We start from the raw sequence: 22,413 nt of genomic DNA, 5'->3' as shown, positions 1-22,413 counted from the left end.
AAACCCTGGTCTGCGACCTTCACCTGCGTGGATAGTTATGGAAGAGATATCACTTAAAGCTTTTGGAGAAGACCTCAGGAGGTCTCATCCCCCGGATCTCCCGAACGCCCCGGCCGCCTCGGTGGGCCGGCCATCCGGCCTCTATCAAAAGATCTCAGCCCCAAAGGGTCCATTTCGCAAGCCACCTTCTGGTGGAAGGTCCGGATTTGACAAAGAAGAGGGCGAAATATCGGGTCGAAAGATATTTCTTATAATCGGGAGGAAGATAAGTTGAAGGGGGAAAGTGATGAGGCCGAAGAAGATAGCATCTGTGGCGTTGCTGCTTTTACTGATCCCGGCGACAGCCTGGGGATCGCCGTACGAGGCGAGGGGGACCGTCATCGCCGTCATCGACGGCAAGACCTTCGAGATCATGATGGAGAGATCCGATCCTAGGATCATATATAATGTAGAGAGGGTCACTCTGGCAGATCTGGAGGTTCCCGAAGAACCCCTGGACCAAACCCTCCTGGAGCTTATGAACGGATCGATGAACGAGTCCTTCCGCGGATCTGTCGACGAGCCGATGGACGGATCGATGAACGTGTCCATCAACGGATCGATCAGCGAGCCGATGAATGGATCGATGAACGAGTCCATCAACGGATCGATCAGCGAGCCGATGAATGGATCGATGAACGAGTCCTTCCGAGGATCTGTCGACGAGCCGATGAATGGATCGATGAACGAGTCCTTCAGCGGATCTATCGACGAGCCGATGAAGGGGTCGAGGAGCGGCCATCTCATCGGTGCGGAGGAAGAACCCCAGATGGAGCCTTCTGCCGAGATGACGAACGGATCACTTTTGGAGACCAACAACGTGACGGCGGAGGGGTCGGTCCCCAAGGGCCCATCGGCGAAGGACCTGGCGGTGGCGATCCTCCTCAACAAGACCATCTGGCTGGACATCGACGACATCTCCGAGGACGGACGGAACTCCGAGGGGGAGCTGGTAGCGGTCCTCTACCTCTCCGGCCTCGACGGAAGCCCCCTCCTATCCCCATCCTTCAACAGGATGCTGGTGGACTACGGGATCGCCGAGCTGAACGACTCCACCGATAACGAGTTCAACCCAGCGGATTGGTGGCCGGCGCAGGAGAACGTCTCCGAGGATAACATCAGCGCCGATGAGGCGGTGGGGACGAAACCGAAGGGGCTGAACATCGATATCAAACCCACCAAGCCCCAGGTCGAAGTCAACATCTCTCGGCTCAGCGTCAACATAAACCCGGCAAAGCCGAAGGTAAACGTCAACCCGACGAAGCCAGTCGTCAACGTCAGCCCCGGAAAACCCGCCATCGAGGTGGAGGCCGCCCCGCCGAACGAGACGGGGAACGAGACCGATGGGGCGGTGAGCTACTACGACTCCCTGGAGGGAAGGGAAGAGACCGGCCCCTTCAGCTCCTCCGGCGGGTCCGAGCCGTTGGTTCTGGTGAACCAGACGGCTCCTGTAACCCTGATCAACCCGACGGGGACGATCACCATCGTCAACTCCACGGGAGAGGTGACCCTGATAGATCCATCCCTCCCGGTGAAGGTGATCAACTCATCGGAGGCAGAAGGAGGATCGATCTCGGCCGTCGAGACCCCTCCGGGGATGAGGGGGTCGGAGGCCTCGACGAAAGGAAGCGACCATCCGCCCCCCAAGGCCGGTATAGGTCGCCGGCCTCGATGAGCTCCACGGGTCCTGTCTGGTCCCGCGCCTCCTGAGGGGGACGGCAGCCCATGGCCAACCGCCGACGTATCCCGCTTCCCGGAGAAGAACCGTCTTCGGGAAGCCTTTTATCCTCCCCTGACGACTCTCCCGTCATGGCATCCCTTTCGGGAGAGGTGGGAGGAATCCGGATGGAGAGCCCCGTGATGCTGGCAGCGGGGATCCTGGGGACTACCGGCGCCTCCCTCAGGAGAGCGGCCCTGGCCGGGGCGGGAGCCGTCGTCACCAAGTCGGTGGGGGTCGCCCCCCGGGAGGGGCACCGGGGTCCCACCGTCGTCCAGGTGGAGGGGGGGCTCTTGAACGCCATGGGGCTTCCAAACCCGTCGTACCGGAACTTTCAGGAGGAGATAGATATCGGCCGGGGTGGAGGCGCCCCGGTGGTGGCCAGCATCTTCGGCGCGGGCGCCGAGGAGTTCGTCGAGGTGGCGACGGGCCTCGACGCCGACGGCTTCGAGCTGAACCTCAGCTGCCCCCACGCCGAGAGGCTCGGCGCCGAGATCGGATGCGAGGCCTGCAACGTCGAGGCGATCACCCGGGCCGTGAAGGAGGAGGTAAACGTCCCGGTCTGGGTGAAGCTCACCCCCAACGTCGCCGACGTCGTCGGCCTCGGCCTCGCCGCCGAGCGGGGGGGCGCCGACGGGGTCGTGGCGATAAATACCCTCCGGGCGATGGCCATCGACGTCGAGTCCGGGATGCCGATCCTGGGAAACAGGTTCGGAGGCCTCTCGGGCCCCGCGATAAAGCCGGTGGCGGTGAGGTGCGTCTACGACCTCGCCTCCGCCCTGGAGATCCCCGTGATCGGGGTCGGTGGGATCGCCTCCTGGGAGGACGCCGCCGAGATGATGATGGCGGGAGCCAGGGGCGTCCAGGTGGGGACGGCCCTGGGAATGGTTGAAGGGTACGGGGTATTCAGGTCCATCGCCGCGGGGCTCTCCGCATACCTCGACCGGAAGGGGATCGGCATGGAGGAGCTGGTGGGGCTTGCCAGGAGGGCGAGATGAGGCCGATCTCCGCCCGGATAGTCGAGATCGTACAGGAGACTCCGACGGTCAGGAGCCTCCGGTTCGACCGCTCCCTCGGCCCGGTCCCAGGCCAGTACCTGATGGTCTGGGTGAGGGGCATCGACGAGGTCCCCATGAGCTTCTCCTATCGAGACGGGATCACCGTCCAGCTGGTGGGGGAGGCGACGAGGGCTATCTTCGATCTTGAGGTCGGCGGGAGCCTCGGCCTCCGGGGCCCCCTGGGAAACGGCTTCACCCTCTCTGGCGAGAGGATCCTCCTCGTCGGGGGCGGGGTGGGGGCTGCCCCCCTCGCCCTCCTGGGGGAGGCTGCGGCGGAGGCGGGGATCGAGGTCACCACCCTCCTCGCCTCCCGGTGCTGCGACGACCTCCTCTTCCTCAAGAGGTTTGAGCGGATCGGGGAAGTGGTGATAACGACCGACGACGGATCCCTGGGGATATGCGGCCGGGCCTCGGCGGGGCTTTCGGCCCTCCAGCTCCAGGAGTTCGACCAGATCTACCTCTGCGGCCCCGAGCCGATGATGGCGGACGTCATCGGCAGGTGCGCCGGGATGGAGACGAAGATCCAGGCGTCCATAGACCGCTACTTCAAGTGCGGCATGGGGATCTGCGGCTCCTGCTCCCTCGACCCCTCCGGGATCAGGGTCTGCGTCGAGGGTCCGGTCTTCAGGGCCGACAGGCTCGCCGGGACGGAGTTCGGCCGTTACAGGAGGGGGGCGAGCGGCATAAAATTATTAAGGGATGGATGAATCAAATGATCGCCAGGTTCCTATTTGACGGCGTCGTCCGCCAGGGGAAAGTGTCCGACGGTTCCATCGAGACGGACGGCACGGCTTACGAGATCGGAGAGGTCGCGATCCTCGCCCCCGCCGCGCCGAGCAAGGTAGTCTGCGTCGGCCTCAACTACCTCCTCCACGCAAAGGAGCTGAAGATGGACCTTCCGACGGAGCCGATCATATTCCTGAAGCCTCCGACGGCGGTGATCGGCCCCGGCGCCGATATCGTCATGCCTCCTTCGAGCAGCCAGGTCGACTACGAGGGGGAGGTGGCGGTGGTGATCGGCAGAAGGTGCCGGGACGTCCGCGCCTTCGAGGCGGAGGAGTACATCCTCGGCTACTCGAACTTCAACGACGTCACCGCCCGGGACCTCCAGAGGAGGGACGGCCAGTGGACGAGGGCGAAGAGCTTCGACACCTTCGCGCCCCTGGGCCCCTACGTCGTCGAGGCCGACCCCTCGAGCCTCGCCATCGAGACGAGGGTCAACGGAAGGGTGAGACAGAGCTCCAACACCTCGGACCTGATATTCTCGATCCCGGAGCTGGTGGAGTTCATAAGCGGGATCATGACCCTCCTCCCCGGCGACGTCATAGCCACGGGGACGCCCCCCGGTGTCGGCTCCCTCTCCGCCGGAGACCTGGTGGAGGTGGAGGTGGAAGGGCTTGGGACCCTCAGAAACCCCGTCGTCCGGGGGGTCGTTGCCGACCCCGAGAAGAGCGGCTGAGGATCGCTGATAAAAAGCCGAGGCGTCCTGGGGCCGGGGAGAGGGTGGGCCCCGGACCGGACCTGGGGCCCTCCGTCGGTCCCGCCCTCTGACCTCTTGGATTTTTTCGGGCTATCCACCTCTCCTGCGCCGGAAGAAGAGAGCCGCGGCGGCAGCCACCAGGATCGTGACGACGAGGGCGATGGTGAGGGCGCCCCCGCCCCCCTCCTCCTGCGGCGGCGCGACGGCCGGGGGCCTCGGCGGGATCTTCGCCTCGATGATGCTCTCCTCCATATCGATGACGTCGCCGTCGTTTCCGAGGAGCTGGATGGTGAGCCTGTAGATCCCCGGCTCCAGGGTTCCGTTCCAGGATATCTCCACCGTCTCGTCGTCCCCGGCTAAGAGGATCGGCGTCCTCTCCTCGACGGTGGCGAGGGGAGCGCCGTTCTGGCGGAGGTCGAAGCGGAGGGACCCCTCGAAGGGGACCCGGGACCTCCCCATCACCGTGGCGCTGGCCCCGGTCTCGTCCTGGTAGGTGTCGGTGATCTCGGCGTCGTCTATGGCGGTGAACCGGTTCATGAAGGCCCTGGTCTGACCGTTCTTCTTCTCGACGATCTTAACCCGCCCCCCGTACTCGCGGCCGTTCTCCAGGAGCTGCTTCCACTCCAGAGAGAGGTCGGAGGGGGAGCCGTAAGAGCCAGAGATGGGGACCGATTCCCTCTTCGATACGTAAACCGCCTTATCGCCCTCGAGGAGCATGTAGTAGATGTCCACCACCGCCGGGTCTCCTGAATAGACCAGGAGGGTCATACCCCGGTGGTCGGCGTGGGAGTCCCGGACGTCGAACCTGATGCTCACCCTCCCGCCGTAGTGGAAGTCGCTGCACTTCTCGGAGATCGCCTCGCCCTCCCGGATCAGCTTGGCGCAGGCGGTGTAGCTGCCATCCTCAGCCCCGCCGACGTCCCAGGTGGCGACCCAGGTCCCAGGACCGTCGAGATCGAGGGTCTTAGTCTGGATCGGGCCTGCCTTCCTCGATGATAGATCCAGCTGGAGGACGCACCCGGCCACATCCCCCGTAACGGTGACGTCGCAGGACTGAAGGTCCGAGTAGATATCCACGACCTCTTGAGCCTGAACGGCAGGGGCCCAGACCACGAGAGCGATCGCGAGCATGAACGTTAGAGCCGGTTTCATAGCATATCCTCGCAGAGATCCCATGTAGCGGCATCTTTGAAATAGCCACCGATCCGGTCATCCCCGGAGAGGGGCCGCCTCCTCTACATAGGAGTTATCCGACGGGATCGATTCTGACCGATTGGCTTTAAGACTTTTGGAGGGTGAATGGGTCAGAGGTCGACGATGATCTCCCCTCCCTGGAGGACGGCATCCTCGCTGATCAAGATGCCCCTCCTCTCGCCGCCGGAGGTGGCGATGCATGCTGCCAGGCCCCCATCCCTGCCCGTCGAGTAGGGGACGACCATCTCGTACCTGCCGTCCCTGGGGAGACCGCTCCTGGTGTAATTCAGGGGTCGGCCCTGGTTTGTGGTGAGGTTCAGAGAGAGGGTGACGGGCCCATCCCCGGGGCAGGCGCCCCGGATCCGGGCGCCAGCCACCCGCTCGAAGATCTTGACCTGATCAGACCCCACCCCCGGATCCGACTCGTAGACCAGCCGGAGGGAGCTCATCTCCCGGCAGTCGGTGAGGTGACACCGGGCCAGGGTCGTCCTCAGGAACCTTCCTCCCCCTTCGGGGCCGGCGCCGGCCATCCTTCCGTACTCGGAGGGGTCCTCCCCCGCCCAGAGGACGATCGTCGCAAGCCCCGGGCCCAGGAGCCTCGACTCGGTGAAGGCGTAACGGGCCCTTCTCGCGTCCATGATCTCCAGGGCCGCCGCCTCATCCTCGGCGATGAAGAACCGGGCCGCATCCTCGGCCCCGGCCTGGAAGCCGTTTGCCACCACCGGCCAACCGGAGAGGTACAGGACCCAGTTCCCCCGGTCCCACCAGGTGAGGACCCCAGCCCCCGCGGCCGTATCCCCCTCCCAGGGGGCGGAGGAGTCCGCCGACCTCTCCTCCAGCCACTGGAGGGGGCGGTCCCACCCCGACTCCACCACCGCCGGCCGGATCGAGAAGACCTCCGAGACGCTCACCGCCGAGGGGAGGAGGAGAAGAATGAGGAGGAGGGGGTTCAGGTACCTCGATATCCTCCGGTCTCCTAGCCGCCATCCTCCATCGGAGAGGAGAGTGGCGGCCCTGAGGAAGAAGAGGGCCATGAGGACCGCCATGCTGGCGGAGAAGACGTAGAGGAACCGGTTCTGGAAGACGGCGAGGAGGAGGAGGGAGACGGTCCAGACGAGGAAGAGGAGCTGGAGTCTATCGATGTCGGAACGCCAGAGGTGGGCGAATCCCAGGACCGCCGCCGTCAGATTGAATCCAACGACGGTGAAGGGCCTGACCACGCCGTAGAGGGGGACCGCCTCCGCCACCTGCCAGGAGAGAGCGCCGCCGAAGAAGTAGTCGATCCCCTCGTCGAGGAGCCGTTGGACCCCCAGCCACCCCTCGAGGGCGAAGGCTGATGACAAGAGGAGATAGCCGAGGAGGAGGAGGAGGGGGGGTAGAGCGATCCAGGGGACGCCCCTCCTGGAGAACGCCCCGGTGAGGGGTAGGAGGGCCGCCGTCGTCACTAGGACGGCGGCGAGGGCGAAAAATGAGGGGGCCATCCACCCCACCCACCAGAAGGGGAGGGCGAGGACGAGGGCGACCCCGAAGACGAGGAGGAATACCTGGAGGCAGGGGCGAGATGAGACCCCCCGGCGGAGGTCGAGGGTGGCGGCGATGATGACGAAGGCCAGGAACGCCCCGAAGTAGGCGGCGGCTCCGATCCAGGTGTAGGCGAGGGCGGCAGCCGAGACCCCGGCGGCGGCCCCAGGCCAGGGCCATCCATCCCCCCTCTTCAGGGCCAGGACGAGGAGGAAAACGAAGCTCACCAGGATGAAGGTCTCGAGGACGTGGTGATCCGGTCGGGCGAAGATGCTGATGCTGACGTGCTGGGGGTTGATGGCGAAGAGGAGGGCCGAGAGGAGGGCGGCCCGGGGGCCGAAGAGCTCCCGGGCGAGGAGGTAGACGGAGATGATCGTCAGAGACCCCAGGATCGGGGGGGCGACGGCGGCGACCATCTCCACCGACCTCGGAGATCCCGCCCCCAGGAGGAGGGCGGCCCCCGCCACGGCCTGGTCGAAGAGGGGGGGCCAAAGAAGCTCCAGCCCCTCCGGGTAGTTGATGGAGGGATCAAACCAGAGAGTCGACGGGAAGTGGTCGACGGTGTAGAGGATCCTCCTCATGTGGTAGAAGGAGTCGGAGCCGTAGAAGAGGATGTCTCCGCCGACGAGGGCGCCCCTCATCGGGGCCATCCTCAGAAGGAGGCCGAGAAGAAAGATGGCGAATAAACCCGCCCCGTCCCTCAACTCTCCTCGATCCAGCCTCAGTCTCCCCCATAGGTCTTTCTATGCCATCGGGAGAGAGGGTATTTACAGGTTGTGACAGAGCGGATCGAGGACAGGAGCCCCCACCAAAAGGGAGGGTCAGGATAAGATCCTGGCCCTGACGATCACCACGTCCTTCGTGGGCCGATCTCCGGGGCCGGTCTTCACCCTCCCGATCATGTCCACCACGTCCATGCCACCGACCACCTCGCCGAAGACGGGGTGCATCCTGTCTAGGCGGTTGTTGTCGACGAGGTTTATGAAGAACTGGCTTCCCCCCGTATTGGGGCCGGCGTTCGCCATCGAGATCGTCCCCCGGTCGTTTCTGTTCCTGGCCGCGAACTCGTCTTTGATGGTGTAGCCGGGACCGCCCCGGCCCGTTCCCGAAGGGTCGCCGCCCTGGATCATGAACCCGTCGATGACCCGGTGGAAGATCACGCCGTCGTAGAACCCGTCGGCCGCCAGCTTCTCGAAGTTGCCGGCGGTGACGGGCATGTCGTCGCGAAGCCGGATCTTGATCTCGCCCATGTTCGTCTCCAGGAGGACGATCGTCCCCTCCGGCCCCAAAGCCTTCTCCTCTCTCTCTGTCAAACAACCAGCTCCAAAGATTGCGAGCATGAATAGGATTCCCAGAAGGATGGAAGATCTGGTCATGGTCGTCGAGGGATGGTGGAGGCGGGGTAAGTTATACTTTTCCCGGCTGAGAGAGAGGTTGATGGTATCAGAGGCTCCTGAGGCGGGATGGAGGAGGCCCGTCATACCTATACGAGCTCCAAAGGAAAGTCGGCATCTCACCTCCAGGAGTCGGCGAGAAAGAGGCCGCCGACTGGTGCCGCCAGGCCTCCCAGGAGGATGACGGCGGCCCCGAACTCCACCCCTCCATCGAGGATCAGCCACCCCTGATAGACCTTCATCGCCCCCCAGAAGACGAGAAAGAGGCCGGTGATGGGCTTTATCAAGATCAAATCCCTCCGCGGGACCGTTCCTCCGGCCGCCCCGCCCCCTCTACCTCTCCGCCCTCTTCTCGTCGACGACGATGTAGTCTTTGAGGGCGCAGACCGAGGAGAAGGGGACGAGGATGAGCTTCCCCTCCCGCCGGTACCGCGCGGGGTCGATCTCCGGGTCGGGCTTGACGAGGAGGTCGATCAGCCGTCCCGTCTCGGGGTCGAGGATGATGTTCTCCAGCTCTCCCAGAACCGTGCCGCCCATGGTCACGATCTCCTTTCCGGCGAGGCTCCGGGCGTAAATCTTCGGCATAATCCACCTCACCGGTACCCCAGATAGGAGCTGGGGTCGACCTTGACGCCGCCCCTGAACCGCTCGTTGATCCGCTCGTAGTACCGCCCCATATTCTCCTCGAAGCTGGGCCTGACCCTCTTAAGCGCCTCCCGGTAGTGTCTCATCTCCACCTCAGAAGCCTCCGGGTCCTCCCGGAGGGCGAGCATCACCGCCTCCCGGCAGAGGGACTCAAGGTCGGAGCCGACGAAGCTCTCAGTCAGCTCCGCCAGCTCCTCCAGGCTGACGTCGTCCCCGTTCGGCGTCTTTTTTGTATGGATCCGGAGGATCTCGAGCCTCCCGGCCCGATCGGGGGGGCCGACGAAGAGGAGGCGGTCGAACCTCCCGGACCGCAAGAGGGCGGGGTCGATGATGTCCGGCCTGTTGGTGGCGCCTATTACCACCACGTCCTTGAGGGTCTCCAGGCCGTCGAGCTCCGCCAGGAGCTGGTTCACCACCCGCTCGCTCGTCCTGGGCCCCTCCTCCATCCCCCTCATGGGGGCGATGGCGTCGAGCTCGTCGAAGAAGATGATGGCGGGGGAGACCTGCCGGGCCTTCTTGAAGACCTCCCTCACCGCCTTCTCCGACTCGCCGACCCACTTCGATAAGAGCTGGGGGCCCTTCACCGATATGAAGTTCGCCTTCGTCTCCCGGGCGACGGCCCTAGCGATGAGGGTCTTTCCCGTCCCCGGCGGGCCGTAGAGGAGGACGCCCCGGGGGGGCCGGATCCCCATCTCCTCGAACTTCGCCGGCCGCCTCAGGGGCCACTCCACCGACTCGACGATCTCCTGGCGGACCGGCCCCATCCCGCCCACGTCCCTCCAGGTGACGTCGGAGATCTCGACGAAGACCTCCCTCATGGCGGAGGGCTCGATCTCCTTGAGGGCGTCGTCGAAGTCATCCGCGGTCACCGACATCTCCTCCAGCACCTCCTCGGGGATGTCGTCGTCGAAGGATATCTCGGGAAGGTGCCTTCTGAGGACCTTCATCGCCGCCTCCTTGCAGAGGGCGGAGATGTCGGCGCCGACGAATCCGTTCGTCCTGTCGGCGAGGTCCTCGAGGCTCACCGAACCGTCGATGGGCATGTTTCGGACGTGGATCTGGAGGATCTCCAGCCTGTCGACCCGGTCCGGGACGCCGATCTCGATCTCCCGATCGAACCTCCCAGGCCTGCGAAGGGCCGGGTCGATGGCGTCGATCCGGTTCGTCGCCCCGATCACCACCACCTGCCCCCTCTCCTTGAGGCCGTCCATCATCGCCAGGAGCTGGGCGACGACCCTCCTCTCCACCTCGCCGGTAACCTCGCCCCGCTTCGGGGCGATGGAGTCGAGCTCGTCGATGAATATGATGGAGGGGGTGGACCGGTTCGCCTCCTCGAAGATCTCCCGGAGCCTCTGCTCGGACTCGCCGTAGTACTTGGACATCACCTCGGGGCCGGCGATGGAGAAGAAGTTGGCGTTCGTCTCGTTGGCGAGGGCCTTCGCGATCAGGGTCTTTCCCGTCCCCGGAGAGCCGTGGAGGAGGACGCCCTTGGGGGGCTCTATGCCGAGCCGGTTGAAGACCTCGGGGTGCTTCATCGGAAGCTCGATCATCTCCCTTATCCGCTGGACCTCCTTTCTGAGGCCGCCGACGTCCTCGTAGGCGATGCCGGTCCCCTTCACCGAGCCGAAGCCCTTGACGGGCCGGTCGAGGAGGGAGACCTCCGTCCTCTCGGTGATCACCACCACCCCCTCCGGATCGGTGTCTGCGATCACCAGGGGCACCGCCTCCATCCTACCGATGAAGGGGTGGCCCGAGGAGCTCATGATGGGGAGGACGTCCCCCCGGACGATGGGCCGCTTCAGAGTCTGCCTCTTTATCTGCTCGGCGGCATCCTCGCCGTAGTAGGTGTGGGCCCCGGCCGGCGGGGAGATGACGACCCGGAGAGCTTCAGCCTCCTTCGCCCTCCGGATCTTCACCCGGTCCCCTATGCTCACCCCGACGTTGTGCCGGATGAAGCCGTCGATCCTGATGTAGTCCTGGCTCCAGTCCTGCCGGTCGGCCCGCCAGACCTTGGCGGCGGAGGTCCTCCTCCCCTCGATCTCGATGATATCTCCCGGCGAGAGCCGCAACGTCAGGAGGGCGTTGGGGTCGAGGCGAGCGATCCCCCGGGCCGAGTCGTTGGGGTAAGCCTTGGCCACCTTGAGCTGAATCTCTTTCACGTCTCACACCTTTGGTGATGATGGGCTTATATCGATTTAAGGCTATCCTGATCGGGGATACATTGTAAATTGATACAGTATTATATTTGACGCTTTTGGCCCCTTCCGGAAGGCATTTGAGGAGATATCCGGGGTCACCTCCCGGAAAACTTCAGATAAAATTGGATATATTGAAGGAGCCCTCGCCGGAGGGTGGGTGGGAGGTCCCGGCCGGGGTGGCCATCGCCCCCAGGGCGGAAGGATCTAAACCCTTTTAATCCACCAGGACGTAACTCCTGCGGGTGAGCTCTTTTGGACAGGGAATGGGAGATAGACGTATCGGTCTCGGATATCGGCTCGGTCTTCACCCTCCTCGGCATAGCCGTCACCTCGGCGGTGATCGGGGCGGCGGAGATCGGCTACACCATGCTCTGGATCACCTCCGCCTACGAGAGGAACGGCAAGGACTTCTTCCTCGACCTCCTCTACGCCAGCAAATACACCTGGACGGCGGAGTACGTCATAGTGGCGGGGTCGGTGATCCTGGTATCAGCGATCATATTCATGACGACGATGAGCATCTCCCTCGTCTACCTCAACAACCTGTCGACCAAGAGGAAGAGGACGAACCTCAGCCCCCTCTTCGGCCTCTACTTTTTGGGGCTCCTCCTGCTCATCGTGACCCTCCTCTCGGCGATCATGCTCAGGTACTCATGAGGTGAAGATATTGAGGATCACTGGCGTCATAAGGGAAAGGGGCTCTTCCCCCGGGTCGGCCTCCGAGGCCGGCTCCGGCGGGGCTCCGGACTCGATCTCGGACCCCACGATGAGAGGATCTTCGGCTAAGAACGAGAGAAGGGGCAGAGGCGGGCGGGATCCGGCCGCTTCGAAGGCCCCGGACAGATCGGGCTGGCCCGAATCAACGGCCGCAGAAAGCGGGACGTCCGGATCCTTCGCCCTCCACCTGGCGAGGTCGAAGAGGCTCCTCTACCCCTTCGCCGCCATCGTCGGCCAGGAGAAGATGAAGCGGGCCCTGATCCTCAACGCCATCAACCCCTCGATTGGGGGGGTCCTGATCCGGGGAGAGAAGGGGACAGCGAAGTCGACGGCCGTCCGGGGTCTCGCCGAGGTCCTGCCGGAGATCGAGGTGGTGGTGGGCTGCAGGTTCGGCTGCGATCCCCGGGATGGGGAGAAGCTCTGCTGGGAGTGCGCCGAGCGGCTGGCGGAGGGGGTTTTGCCGACGGAGTTGAGGCCGATGCGGGTCGTCGACCTCCCCGTCGGGGCGACGGAGGACCGGGTGGTGGGGTCCCTGGACATGGAGCGGGCCCTCCGGGGGGGGGAGAGGGCCTTTGAGCCCGGGGTCCTGGCGGAGGCGAACCGTGGCATCCTCTACGTCGACGAGATCAACCTCCTCGACGACTACGTCGTCGACGCCCTCCTCGACGCCGCCGCCATGGGGATGAACGTCGTCGAGCGGGAGGGGGTCAGCGCCAGCCACCCCGCGAGCTTCATCATCGTCGGGTCGATGAACCCGGAGGAGGGGGAGCTCCGTCCCCAGCTTCTGGACAGGATCGCCCTCCAGGTGGAGGTGGAGGGAATATCCGACGTCGAGCAGCGGGTGGAGATCATCGAGAGGAGCAACGCCTTCTCCGAGGATCCCGCCAAGTTCAGGGAGGGGTTTGAGGCCGAGAATAGGAAACTCACATCCCGGATCGTCGCCGCCAAGAAGGCCCTCCCCAGGGTCGCCGTCGGGAGGGGCGAGCTCCGAAATATAGCCAGAATAGCCATCGAGTTTGGGGTCGACGGCCATCGGGCCGACATCATGATCGAGCGGACGGCGAGGGCTAACGCCGCCTTCGAGGGGAGGGAGCGGGTCGAGGCCGCCGACATCGTCGCCGCGGCGGAGATGGTGCTGCCTCACAGGATGAGGAAGACCCCCTTCGACGAAGGCGATTACAGCCCCGAGAGGCTCCGATCGCTGGTGGGCTGATGGAGCCGTCAGAATCCCCATCCTCAAAGGCAGGAGAGCTGATCCCCCTCCTCCGGAGGAACCTCGATCGGGATTGGGGGTGCAAGGTCTTCTTCGCCGGGGCCCCGGTCCTGGGGATCAGGCTCCCCAGGAAGAGGGCGGGGATGATGACCGACGAGGACGCCGGGCGGATCAGGTCCGTCCTGGAGAGCCGAGGACCTTCTTTGAGGCTAGAAGAGATCGGCGCCGTCGTCCTCCTCGGCGACGATACCTTCATCGAGATGGGGGTCCCGGAGCTGGAAGCGCTCCTCCGGCGGCCCTGCTCCGGGGAGGAGGCCTGCGACCTCGGCGAGATCCTCGACGGCTTCGCCCGGTCGGGGTCGAAGGCGGCCGCAAAGTCGCCGGCCTCGGGGAGGAGGGCGGAGGTCTTGGCCCGGGGAAAGCGGGGTAGGTACGTCCGGGCCCGGATGCCCCGCTCCAAGACAAAGGACGTCGCCCTCGCCCCCACCATCCGGGCAGCCCTGGCCCGATCCGGCGGCTCCGTCGGGGCCGGGGGTGAGGCAGGAGTCGAGGGCTTCTCCGTCAGGGAGGAGGACCTCCGGGAGAAGGTGAGGCGTCGGAAGGTCTCAACCCACGTCGCCATCGTCCTCGACACCAGCTTCTCGATGGAGGAGGCCTCCGAGGCGACGAGGAGGGTGGTCTTGGAGCTTCTGAGAGACGCCTACCAGAGGAGGGACAGGGTAGCCCTCGTCTCCTGCTCGGGGAGGGAGGCGGCGGTGGTCCTCCCCTTCACCCCGGCGGCGGCGACGGCGAAGAGGCACCTCGACGGGATCGAGTACGGCGGTACGACGCCCCTCGCAAGCGGCCTCGCCAAAGGCTCCGCCCTCCTCGCCCGGGAGAGGGATAAAGAGCCCTCGGCGATCCCGATCCTCGTCCTGATCACCGATGGCTCCGCCAACGTCCCCCTGGAGGTGGCGGGGGACCCCGGCCAGGAGGCGGAGGAGGCGGCCCGGGAGCTGAAGAGGACTGGGTTCCATCTCCTGGTGGTGGACGTAGGCGCCGGGGGATCCGAGCTCGCTGGAAGGATCAGCGCCGCCGCCGGCGGGAGGTACGTCAGGATGGGAAGGCCGAGCCAGGAGGAGATCTACGCCGCCATCAAGGAGGAGCAGCGAGGAGCGGCGGGCCTTGCCAGAGCCGAGGGGCGGTGAGGGAGCAGAAGGGTGGTATTGAGATGGCGTCGACCCTGGGGCTGAAGGTCCGGAGGAGGGAGGGGGAGGTCTTTCGGCGGAGGCTCGTCGAGATGGGGGCCTTCGATCCGGGGCGGAAGATCCGCTCCGAGGGCGAAGACCTTTATATGCCGATCCTGGAGCTCTCCCGCGAGGCGAAGGAGGAGCTTTCCAGCCTCGGAGAGTTCGACCTCGTCGAGGCGGAGTTTCGTGAGGAGGAGCCGAGGGAGACGGTGGAGGGGCTCCTCGGCCGAAAAGCCTCCTTCGAGGTGGTGGGGGATATAGCCATCCTGGAGGGGGCGGATCAGGAGGCGGCCGCCGCCATCATCGCCGTCCACAGGAACGTCCGGGCGGTGATATCGCCCCTGACGGCGGTGGAGGGGGAGTACCGGACTCGGCGTTTCGAACACGTCGCCGGGGAGGCGCGGACGACGACCGTCCACAGGGAGCACGGTTTGAGGTACAGAATCGACCTGGAGCGGGCCTACTTCACCCCGCGCCTCGGCACCGAGCGGCTGAGAGTCGCAAGCCTGGTGAGGCGGGGGGAGGCGGCCGTCGACATGTTCGCCGGGGTCGGCCCCTTCGCCCTCCTCATAGCGAAGCGGGGGGCGAGGGTCGTCGCCGTCGACAAGAACCCCGACGCTGTGAGGCTCCTCCGGGAGAACGCCAACCTCAACAGGATCACCGATATGGTCATTCTGGAGGCGGACGCCGCGGACCTCGCGGAAGAGTTCGCGAACCGGGCCGACCGGGTCATCATGAACCTGCCCCACTCCGCCCGCGACTTCCTGGGGGCGGCGATGAAAGTCGCGAAGGACGGCGGGGTCGTCCACTACTACGCCATCGCCCCCGAGGACGACCTCTTCGGCAGGGATACGGCTTTCGTCGAAGAGGCGGCTTCTGCCTCCGGCGTCAAGGCCGAGATCCTCCGCCGAGGGGTGGTCCGGAGCTACGCCCCCCACCAGTACAACATCGTCATCGACTTCGCAGTTCACAAGAGAGTGGCGGCCGAAGGGGGCGGAAGGCCGGGGCCGGGACCCTAGAGGAACCGAAAAGTATATATTCGTTAATTGCCGTAAAAGGTAAGTGGCAAAAGTCGTAGGCTAATTCTCTCCCTCTACCCTCCTATAACGACTTTTGCTCCTCCCTCCTTTCAAGATCGCGGATATTAGAGAGCCGTATTTCGACTTCGTTCGGGGCTCGAAGCCGAGAGGGGATTGATGACTTAAGCGCCGGTGATAACGCCGTGAAGATCATCCCCTTTCATCTGCGGCGCCGAAGGGGAAGGATCCTTCCACAACTATTCCGGGCATCGCCGGGCGGAAGCTCCAGCCCTCCTCCCGGCCGCCGCATCGCGGCGCGGATCCGCCGCCTCGATCTTGGTGATCTTCTCCTGCCGGAGGAGAAAAGGTACTTAACCGTTGAGACGAATTAATGTAATGGCAATAATAGTCCTGGAGGTGATAAAAGTGATTGGTACGATCCTGGCAGCCATCATCGTCCTTGGCATAGCGTTCTGGATCTACCTAGTCCGCTACGTCAAAGCATGACGAAGTCCATTAATCCGAAGGCGCGTGTTCAGCCGGCCAGATCCAATGTCAGCATCGTCAGACTTTTGAGTCCAGGTTCCCTCTGCGAAGCAAGGGCGGCCAGAATGCTTCCATGAATCAAAGTCTCTCTGCTATTCCACCGAGGACGACGATATTTCTAGGTTACAGATGCCATACCGGGGACCATTATCTACTGTTATTGGTCGGCTCGGCACCAGCTATGGAGAGGTGGGGCTCAAACTTCCCGGCGGCCTCCCCCATGAGTTTCTCTTCCTCTGGGACGGTAATGGCGGCCGATGAGGGCAGAAGAGATTTTTTATTCCAGAAAAATATATTTAACTATCCGAAGAGGAGGGAATGTGCCGCCCCATGCTCCCGACCGCGTATTATCGCGAGTTCCCCGGCGAATTGCTGCGCCCATCACGGCGCGCAAATCTTTTCCGCGCCGCCGGAGCTCTCATCTCGCTGGCTCGTTGCCCGAATGCGTTGCCACGAAGGCGTGCATCTCCTATCCCGGAGGGTCCTGATCGGCCAGCCTTCCATGCCACGCCATGCTCCTCCGGTTGAGGAGCATGCTTCAGTCACCCCGGATATTGGAGCATCGTCGGGAACTTTCAGCCCACGGTCCGCCCACCAACCCTTGCACGAGGCGGCAAACTGTATATTTAATCGTTATATATATTTATAGCTGGCGGCCCAACCGTCCCATCCCCTGGAGGGGTCCTCAAATCCTCCGGAAGGGAGGGGACCTGAGGAAGCCGGATCACCCCTTCGGCACCAGGCATTCCGGCCCGTCGCCGATGAGATCCTCCCGGCCGGCAAGGCGCAAGCCCTCCCGGACGAGCCCCTCATTCCTCTTATCCCAGTACTGGAGGAGAGCCCGCTGGATCTCCTTCTCCCGCCCCCGGGGGACGTGGACGGGACTGCCGGTGAAGGGGTCGAGGCCTGTGTGGTAGATGCAGGTCGAGACGGTCATCGGCGTCGGCGTGAAGTCCTGGACCTGCTCGGAGCGGAGCCGGTGGTCCCGGAGGTATTCGGCGAGCTCCACCATGTCGCGGAGCTCGCAGCCGGGATGGCCGGAGATGAAGTAGGGGACTAGGTACTGCTCTTTGCCCACCTTCCGGCTCGCCCTTTTGAACTCGTCCCGAAACTCCTCCAGGGCGGCCCGAGGGGGCTTATGCATCCTCGCCAGGACCCGATCGGAGACGTGCTCGGGCGCCACCTTCAGATGGCCGGAGACGTGGTGGCAAGAGAGGTCGTAGAGATACTCCTCCCCCGCGCCGGTCCGGTCCGCCAGGATCAGGTCGTGGCGGATCCCGGAGGTGACGAAGACCCGCTTGACGCCCGGAATTTCTCGCAGTCGGCGGAGGAGCTCCACCTGGCGGCGGTGGTCTGCCTTCAGGGTAGGACAGTCGGGGGAGCAGAGCCGGTCGGCACAGGCGCCGACGCCTCCGGCGGCTCCGGCGCCGGCCCGCCAGCGGCTGCAGGCCATCCCGTACATGTTGGCGGTGGGGCCGCCGACGTCCTGGATCACCCCCTTGAACCCAGGGAGGCTCGTCAGACCCTCCGCCTCCCTCACCACCGACTCGATCGACCTGCTCTGGACGATCCTCCCCTGGTGGTGGGTGAGGGAGCAGAAGGAGCAGGAGCCGAAGCACCCCCGATGGGTGGTGATCGAGAACCGGACCGGCTCCAGGGCGGGTATCTCCTCCCGATAGGAGGGATGGGCGGCCCGGGTGAAGGGGAGCTCGTAGATCTCGTCCAGCTCCTCCGTCGTCAGGGGGAGGGACGGCGGGTTTGCGACGACGACGGTCTTGGGGTGAGGCTGGACTATCGTTCTGCCCCGGAAGGGGTCCTGCTCGCCGTAGTGGAGGCGGAAGGCCTCGGCGTACCTCATCTTATCCGCCGCCACCTCCCCGAAGGAGGGGATCTCAACGAGCCCCTGGCGTTCGCTGACCCTCCACTCCCGGACCTCCATCTTGAAGGCCGTCCCGGGGACGTCCCTGATCGCCCCGACCTCCTCCCCCCCGGCCAGCCGGCGGGCTACCTCCAGGATCGGCCTCTCCCCCATCCCGTAGACGACCAGGTCCGCCGGTGCGTCCGCCAGGATGGAGCCCCGGACCGAGTCCGACCAGAAGTCGTAATGAGCGAACCTCCGGAGGCTCGCCTCGATCCCGCCGAGGATCACGGGAACGTCGGGGAAGAGGGCGTGGACCCGGTTGGCGTAGACTATAGCCGCCCGGTCGGGGCGGAGGGGCCGCCCCCCCGGAGAGTAGACGTCCCGCCTCCGCCGCCTCAGGGCCGGTGAGTAGTTGTTGACCATGGAGTCGACGTTTCCGGAGGCGACGCCGAAGAAGAGCCGGGGCGCTCCAAGGGCACGAAAGTCGTCCTCGCGCCTGAAGTCCGGCTGGGGTACGACCCCGACGGAGTACCCCGCATCCTGGAGGACCCGGCCGATCAGCCCGACCCCGAAGGAGGGGTGGTCGACGTACCCGTCCCCCGAGACGAGGACGACGTCGAAGCGGTCGATGCCGTCCCGCCTCGCCTCCTCCATCGATATCGGCAGAGGCGATGGACCCCGCTGCTTCATACGCCTCCGCCCGCCCCTCTTACGCCTCGTCATAGCCCCCTCATCTGCGCCATTTCCAGTCTCTCTTTCCAAGCCGCCTCGCCCAACCCCCCATCTACACCCTCTCCTCCAGTTCAGGCAGCAAGAGCCCCGTCCTCTCGTCGACGGACCTTCTCGCCCGGAGGCTGACGACCTCGAAGACGACCGCCTCGACGACGAGGTAGGCCTGGGCTCTCTCCCTCAGGCAGCCGGTCAGACCCCGACCGGCGCGCCCCACCGAGGCGTGGATGTGAATGGAAGGCGCCCCCCCTTCACCCGGGTAGACGGTCCCAAGGCCGAAGATCTCCCAGCCGCCTTCCAGATCCTCGACGAAGGGCGGCCCGGGAGGGACCCTCGCCTCCCTCGGCCCCATGATCAGCCGCCCCTCCCGGAGGGCGCCCAGGAAGTGGACGATCCCGCTCTCGACCCCCTTCTCCGCCAGGAATCTCGCGAGAGATCCGATCATCTCCTCCCCCTCCTCCATCCTGATTACAAAGACCCTCGCCAGCCGCCCTTCCGAATACTCCATGAGGGGTACTCCAGGAGCCCCGACGTAATAAACCCCGACCCCGGCGGGGGAAGAGGGCTTCAGACCCCTTGAGGGCCTCTGCCCATCGGGCGAGAGAGATCGGAGGACGGCGATCTGGAGAGGCCATCGATACCGTTATCTACTCAGAAGCTCTCTAGGGGGAGGCTCCGGAGAGGCCGGGACCATCGCATCCCTTCGGGGGGATTTGAACCATGCGAGTTACGTCAGGGATATTGATATCTCTCTACATAGCCGTCGCCCTCTCGGCGACCGGCGCAGGATCGGTAGTGATAAACGAGGTGGAGATCAATCCGCCCGGGAACGCCACCAGATGGGTGGAGCTTTATAATGGAGGGGACGAGGCGGTCGAGATCTCCGGCTGGGTCGTCACCATATACAACCTCCCCTGGGCCGGGCCGATCGTCATCCCCCAGGGGACGGTCATCTCTCCGAAAGGGTACTACATCGCCGAGGGCGATCCTCAGTGGAGAGGAGAGGATGAGGGCTCCGTGGCCCTGGTGGACGCGATCGGTATGAAGGTCGATGAGACCCATAAGATGGTCGACGACGGCGACAGCGACTTCACCTACGGCCGCTACCCCAACGGCCTCGACACCGACCAGAGGTCCGACTGGAAGCTGATGAAGGCCACCCCCAGGGCCGAAAACGTCCTCAGCTGATCGGGGGGCCCGATGGAGACGGAAGCTATGGGATCTGATTTTTGAGGGTTCGGACCCGGTCCTCAGGACCGAGGAGGTCCGGACCTTCATCGTATCCGCCGGCTTCGGGGCGGAGGGCGGGAGCCCTCTCGCCTCTCCCTCCATCGATCGATACGATTATTTATCTGGAGATCTTTCAGCCCGGCATCTCCGGCAGTCTGCCCTAGGGCAGGAGGATATCGGATTGGTGTGGGGGTTTTCGTAATGAAGAGAGATGGTGTGAGGCTCCTGGCTTCCCTGCTGGGAGTTCTGGCGTCGACGATGGCATGTCTTGGCGGCGTCGTCATCAACGAGGTGGAGCTGGGTCCGCCCGAGGGCGGGAACGAGTGGGTGGAGCTTTACAACAACGGCATAGAAGAGGTGGACGTGAGCCGCTGGTCCGTCTGGATCGTCGACCAGAGTCCATCCTGGACCGGGGTCATGAAGATACCTCAGGACACGGTGATGGCCCCCGGCAGCTTCTTCGTCGCCGAGGGGGACCGACAGTGGATCCACAATACCGGGACCGGGACGGTGATCCTCAAGACCGATGAGGGGGCCGTAGTCGACGAGACCCCCCTTCTCTCCGACCACAGCAATAACTTCTTCACCAACTTTCGGCATCCCAACGGGTTTGACTCCGACCAGAGGTCCGACTGGGTCTTTGGCATCGGGACGAAGAACGCCCCCAACTCCTGATCCGAGGCCAAAGCCGACGGCGGCGTGGGAACGGGATCGTCCCCGGGCCTCGATGGGGCGGCCAGAGGGAGAGCCGCCCATCGCGCCGATCGATATGGTTATTTATCCGAAGATCGATCTCATCCTGAAGGCCGGGACGGCTTTGCGCCCCGGCTCTCAAGATGGATCATGTGGGGGTTATCATGAGACTAATCTTGCCATCGTTCTTAGCATCTTTTGCGGTCCTCGCCGCCATCGGATCAGGATCGGTCGTCGTAAACGAGGTGGAGCTGAACCCCGCGGGGGAGGGGATCTTGTGGGTGGAGCTCTACAACTCCGGGGAAGAGCCGGTGGATTTGGGCCAGTGGAGCGTCGCCATCGAGGTGACCCTCGTAGCCCCCGGGATCTGGACGGGGGTGATACCCATACCGAAGGGGACGTCCATCCCGCCAGGGGGCTATTACGTCGCCGAGGGGGATCGGCGCTGGATCCACGGAAATAACGCGACCGTAGTCCTGAGGACCGACTCCTGGGCTGAGGTGGATCGGACTCACCCCCTCAACGACGAGGAGGGAAACGACTTCTCCTGGTCCCGATACCCCAACGGCGTCGACACCGGGACCAGATCCGACTGGGCCTTCATCAAGGCCACCCCGGGGGCTGAGAACGTTCTGAGGGCGGGACTTTAGACCCCTAGGCCCCGGGGGGTGGCAGGCGTCCAGCCGGCATTGAGAAGAATCCTGACCATCTGCGGCCATCTCCCATGGCAAAAAACCTGATTGAGGGGGCGTGGGCCCATAAACTTCATCATAAGCTCCTGATGCCGGACCGTCGGCCGACGCCGTTCTCATCGCATTCATTTATATGAGAGGATGCCGTAATTAGCTTCCAGGTGGAAGTTCATGATATCTCTGAAAGTGATTGCGGATGCTAAGGCGGTAGTTCAGGGGAGCGAAGATGCCGAGAGGCATCCGATCGTAGCAGAGGTGAAGGGCCCGGGGAAGGAGGGAGCCCTGAATGTGGCGGTGGCAATAGATTCTCCGATATCTGCCACCGTGGGCGGCGACCGGGATACCCCCGTGGTCGTCAGCCTCCCCGACCTTCGGGAGATCGCCCAGGCCTTGTCCAAGATGGCGGAGGGGATCGGGGTGGAGGTGGGAGGCAGCGAAGGCCGCCCGCTGAAGGTAGCCCTCGGCAGAATCCCCCTGGACCTGACGGTCTCCGTCACATCCCCCAAGGACGAGTCGGTCCTTTCGGTCAGGATCAGGGGATCGATCGGGGAGTGAGGCCCGAACGCCCGGGATCTCCGCCCCGCCGGCGCGAAAGGGCGAGGCCGATCCCGGGAGGGCGATCGTCCCGGGGCAGCCCGAGGGTTTCCTATGATAGAGTTTTTCAGCTCGATGCCAGGGTGGCTCGCCACCTTCGTCCTCGCGATGGCCCCGGTCATCGAGCTCCGGGGGTCGATACCCCTGGGGATAGCCGTATACGGCCTCTCACCCCTGGAGGCGTACGCCATATCGGTCGCCGGAAACCTGGCTCCGGTCGTCCCCCTCCTCCTCTACCTGGAGCCGGTATCCCGCTGGCTGATGCGATACCGGCCCGGCCACGCCTTCTTCTCCTGGCTCTTCACCAGGACTTATAAGAGGCACGCGGAAAGGCACCGGAGGTACGGCCTTTTCGCCCTCGCCCTCTTCGTCGCCGTCCCCCTCCCGGTGACGGGGGCCTGGACCGGCTCCGCCATCGCCTTCATCTTCGGCCTCAGGTTCAGAGAGGCCTTCTCCGCCATCGCCGCGGGGGTGATCGTCGCAGGAGGCATAGTCACGGCTTCGGTGATGGGGATCATATCCCTCTTCTGAGCCCCGAGCCAGGGTGACGGGAGGGGCTGGAGCCTCCAATGAAGAGGCCCTGGGGGGCGGTCTCTCGCCCACCGGGATCTCAGAGGATGAGATCTATATATTGATGCCATCTT

The 22,413-nt window shown here is 64.5% G+C and carries 22 protein-coding genes; 14 read left to right on the top strand and 8 right to left on the bottom strand.

What is annotated here, in order from left to right:
* Positions 1–37 precede the first annotated feature (37 nt).
* The 5 genes from MHAR_RS13400 to MHAR_RS07395 all read left to right on the top strand — a co-directional run bounded on the left by MHAR_RS13400 (position 38) and on the right by MHAR_RS07395 (position 4,273).
* Positions 38–274, top strand: coding sequence for a hypothetical protein (locus MHAR_RS13400; RefSeq protein ID WP_143763341.1), 237 nt, complete (start codon positions 38–40; stop codon positions 272–274).
* 12 nt (positions 275–286) lie between these two features.
* Positions 287–1,714, top strand: coding sequence for a hypothetical protein (locus MHAR_RS07410; protein ID WP_014586992.1), 1,428 nt, complete (start codon positions 287–289; stop codon positions 1,712–1,714).
* Between the two features lie 134 nt (positions 1,715–1,848).
* Complete coding sequence (locus MHAR_RS07405) at positions 1,849–2,754, top strand: dihydroorotate dehydrogenase (protein WP_048144485.1); 906 nt, start codon at positions 1,849–1,851, stop codon at positions 2,752–2,754.
* A complete protein-coding gene (locus MHAR_RS07400; protein ID WP_014586990.1) occupies positions 2,751–3,521 on the top strand; it encodes a dihydroorotate dehydrogenase electron transfer subunit in 771 nt (256 codons plus the stop codon). The genes MHAR_RS07405 and MHAR_RS07400 overlap by 4 nt, the downstream gene beginning before the upstream one ends.
* 5 nt (positions 3,522–3,526) lie before the next feature.
* Positions 3,527–4,273: a fumarylacetoacetate hydrolase family protein gene (locus tag MHAR_RS07395; RefSeq protein WP_014586989.1), complete on the top strand. Its 747-nt coding sequence runs from the start codon at positions 3,527–3,529 to the stop codon at positions 4,271–4,273.
* 111 nt (positions 4,274–4,384) lie between these two features.
* On the opposite strand, the gene MHAR_RS07390 is transcribed toward MHAR_RS07395, so the two are convergent.
* The 6 genes from MHAR_RS07390 to MHAR_RS07370 all read right to left on the bottom strand — a co-directional run bounded on the left by MHAR_RS07390 (position 4,385) and on the right by MHAR_RS07370 (position 11,207).
* A complete protein-coding gene (locus MHAR_RS07390; RefSeq protein ID WP_143763340.1) occupies positions 4,385–5,446 on the bottom strand; it encodes a hypothetical protein in 1,062 nt (353 codons plus the stop codon).
* Between the two features lie 152 nt (positions 5,447–5,598).
* Entirely contained in the window at positions 5,599–7,713 is a 2,115-nt protein-coding gene (locus tag MHAR_RS07385; RefSeq protein WP_014586987.1) for an STT3 domain-containing protein, read from the bottom strand.
* 117 nt (positions 7,714–7,830) lie between these two features.
* A complete protein-coding gene (locus tag MHAR_RS07380) occupies positions 7,831–8,385 on the bottom strand; it encodes a peptidylprolyl isomerase (RefSeq protein ID WP_143763339.1) in 555 nt (184 codons plus the stop codon).
* Positions 8,386–8,522: 137 nt separating this feature from the next.
* A complete protein-coding gene (locus MHAR_RS13705) occupies positions 8,523–8,696 on the bottom strand; it encodes a hypothetical protein (RefSeq protein ID WP_187287790.1) in 174 nt (57 codons plus the stop codon).
* A gap of 40 nt (positions 8,697–8,736) precedes the next feature.
* Positions 8,737–8,988 (bottom strand): PRC-barrel domain-containing protein, encoded by a 252-nt coding sequence (locus MHAR_RS07375; protein ID WP_014586985.1) that lies wholly within the window; start codon positions 8,986–8,988, stop codon positions 8,737–8,739.
* Between the two features lie 8 nt (positions 8,989–8,996).
* Positions 8,997–11,207 carry a CDC48 family AAA ATPase gene (locus tag MHAR_RS07370; RefSeq protein WP_014586984.1) on the bottom strand — a complete coding sequence of 737 codons (2,211 nt, stop codon included), beginning with the start codon at positions 11,205–11,207 and terminating at the stop codon, positions 8,997–8,999.
* Between the two features lie 291 nt (positions 11,208–11,498).
* Between MHAR_RS07370 and MHAR_RS07365 the strand changes: the two genes are divergently transcribed.
* From MHAR_RS07365 to MHAR_RS07350, 4 genes are read left to right on the top strand one after another with little or no spacing between them, the layout of a single operon-like run.
* The gene (locus MHAR_RS07365; protein ID WP_014586983.1) at positions 11,499–11,903 is read left to right on the top strand and encodes a hypothetical protein; all 405 of its coding nucleotides are present in this window, start codon (positions 11,499–11,501) and stop codon (positions 11,901–11,903) included.
* 1 nt (position 11,904) lies between these two features.
* The gene (locus MHAR_RS07360) at positions 11,905–13,176 is read left to right on the top strand and encodes an ATP-binding protein (protein ID WP_014586982.1); all 1,272 of its coding nucleotides are present in this window, start codon (positions 11,905–11,907) and stop codon (positions 13,174–13,176) included.
* Positions 13,176–14,363, top strand: a complete 1,188-nt coding sequence (locus MHAR_RS12500; RefSeq protein ID WP_014586981.1) for a vWA domain-containing protein — start codon at positions 13,176–13,178, stop codon at positions 14,361–14,363. The genes MHAR_RS07360 and MHAR_RS12500 overlap by 1 nt, the downstream gene beginning before the upstream one ends.
* Positions 14,364–14,386: 23 nt before the next feature.
* Positions 14,387–15,424: a class I SAM-dependent methyltransferase gene (locus MHAR_RS07350; protein WP_014586980.1), complete on the top strand. Its 1,038-nt coding sequence runs from the start codon at positions 14,387–14,389 to the stop codon at positions 15,422–15,424.
* Positions 15,425–16,694: 1,270 nt separating this feature from the next.
* Here MHAR_RS07350 and MHAR_RS07345 read toward each other — a convergent pair.
* Both MHAR_RS07345 and MHAR_RS07340 read right to left on the bottom strand, forming a co-directional pair.
* Positions 16,695–18,521, bottom strand: coding sequence for a YgiQ family radical SAM protein (locus MHAR_RS07345; RefSeq protein ID WP_014586979.1), 1,827 nt, complete (start codon positions 18,519–18,521; stop codon positions 16,695–16,697).
* Positions 18,522–18,615: 94 nt separating this feature from the next.
* Complete coding sequence (locus MHAR_RS07340) at positions 18,616–19,068, bottom strand: PPC domain-containing DNA-binding protein (RefSeq protein WP_014586978.1); 453 nt, start codon at positions 19,066–19,068, stop codon at positions 18,616–18,618.
* A 212-nt stretch (positions 19,069–19,280) separates the two neighbouring features.
* Here MHAR_RS07340 and MHAR_RS07335 point away from each other — a divergent pair, with 212 nt between their 5' ends.
* From MHAR_RS07335 to MHAR_RS07315, 5 genes are all read left to right on the top strand, one after another.
* Positions 19,281–19,748: a lamin tail domain-containing protein gene (locus MHAR_RS07335; RefSeq protein ID WP_014586977.1), complete on the top strand. Its 468-nt coding sequence runs from the start codon at positions 19,281–19,283 to the stop codon at positions 19,746–19,748.
* 243 nt (positions 19,749–19,991) lie between these two features.
* A complete protein-coding gene (locus MHAR_RS07330; protein WP_048144483.1) occupies positions 19,992–20,465 on the top strand; it encodes a lamin tail domain-containing protein in 474 nt (157 codons plus the stop codon).
* A 182-nt stretch (positions 20,466–20,647) separates the two neighbouring features.
* Positions 20,648–21,133: a lamin tail domain-containing protein gene (locus MHAR_RS07325; protein ID WP_187287789.1), complete on the top strand. Its 486-nt coding sequence runs from the start codon at positions 20,648–20,650 to the stop codon at positions 21,131–21,133.
* 213 nt (positions 21,134–21,346) lie between these two features.
* Positions 21,347–21,730, top strand: a complete 384-nt coding sequence (locus MHAR_RS07320) for a hypothetical protein (protein ID WP_014586974.1) — start codon at positions 21,347–21,349, stop codon at positions 21,728–21,730.
* A 93-nt stretch (positions 21,731–21,823) separates the two neighbouring features.
* Positions 21,824–22,300 carry a COG2426 family protein gene (locus MHAR_RS07315; protein ID WP_014586973.1) on the top strand — a complete coding sequence of 159 codons (477 nt, stop codon included), beginning with the start codon at positions 21,824–21,826 and terminating at the stop codon, positions 22,298–22,300.
* Positions 22,301–22,413: the final 113 nt, after the last annotated feature.

This window comes from Methanothrix harundinacea 6Ac (assembly GCF_000235565.1).
Classification (GTDB): Archaea; Halobacteriota; Methanosarcinia; order Methanotrichales; family Methanotrichaceae; genus Methanocrinis; species Methanocrinis harundinaceus.
Note: the sequence above shows the minus strand (reverse complement) of the source record. Positions and strands in the feature narration are given on the sequence as shown.

Coding starts and splice junctions, on each gene's coding strand:
- MHAR_RS07350 (WP_014586980.1), top strand. CDS start 14,387: ATGGCGTCGACCCTGGGGCTGAAGGTCCGGAGGAGGGAGGGGGAGGTC.
- MHAR_RS07320 (WP_014586974.1), top strand. CDS start 21,347: ATGATATCTCTGAAAGTGATTGCGGATGCTAAGGCGGTAGTTCAGGGG.
- MHAR_RS07325 (WP_187287789.1), top strand. CDS start 20,648: ATGAGACTAATCTTGCCATCGTTCTTAGCATCTTTTGCGGTCCTCGCC.
- MHAR_RS07330 (WP_048144483.1), top strand. CDS start 19,992: ATGAAGAGAGATGGTGTGAGGCTCCTGGCTTCCCTGCTGGGAGTTCTG.
- MHAR_RS07335 (WP_014586977.1), top strand. CDS start 19,281: ATGCGAGTTACGTCAGGGATATTGATATCTCTCTACATAGCCGTCGCC.
- MHAR_RS07345 (WP_014586979.1), bottom strand. CDS start 18,521: ATGAAGCAGCGGGGTCCATCGCCTCTGCCGATATCGATGGAGGAGGCG.
- MHAR_RS07315 (WP_014586973.1), top strand. CDS start 21,824: ATGATAGAGTTTTTCAGCTCGATGCCAGGGTGGCTCGCCACCTTCGTC.
- MHAR_RS07395 (WP_014586989.1), top strand. CDS start 3,527: ATGATCGCCAGGTTCCTATTTGACGGCGTCGTCCGCCAGGGGAAAGTG.
- MHAR_RS07410 (WP_014586992.1), top strand. CDS start 287: ATGAGGCCGAAGAAGATAGCATCTGTGGCGTTGCTGCTTTTACTGATC.
- MHAR_RS07340 (WP_014586978.1), bottom strand. CDS start 19,068: ATGGAGTATTCGGAAGGGCGGCTGGCGAGGGTCTTTGTAATCAGGATG.
- MHAR_RS13400 (WP_143763341.1), top strand. CDS start 38: ATGGAAGAGATATCACTTAAAGCTTTTGGAGAAGACCTCAGGAGGTCT.
- MHAR_RS07390 (WP_143763340.1), bottom strand. CDS start 5,446: ATGAAACCGGCTCTAACGTTCATGCTCGCGATCGCTCTCGTGGTCTGG.
- MHAR_RS12500 (WP_014586981.1), top strand. CDS start 13,176: ATGGAGCCGTCAGAATCCCCATCCTCAAAGGCAGGAGAGCTGATCCCC.
- MHAR_RS07380 (WP_143763339.1), bottom strand. CDS start 8,385: ATGACCAGATCTTCCATCCTTCTGGGAATCCTATTCATGCTCGCAATC.
- MHAR_RS07405 (WP_048144485.1), top strand. CDS start 1,849: ATGGCATCCCTTTCGGGAGAGGTGGGAGGAATCCGGATGGAGAGCCCC.
- MHAR_RS07400 (WP_014586990.1), top strand. CDS start 2,751: ATGAGGCCGATCTCCGCCCGGATAGTCGAGATCGTACAGGAGACTCCG.
- MHAR_RS07375 (WP_014586985.1), bottom strand. CDS start 8,988: ATGCCGAAGATTTACGCCCGGAGCCTCGCCGGAAAGGAGATCGTGACC.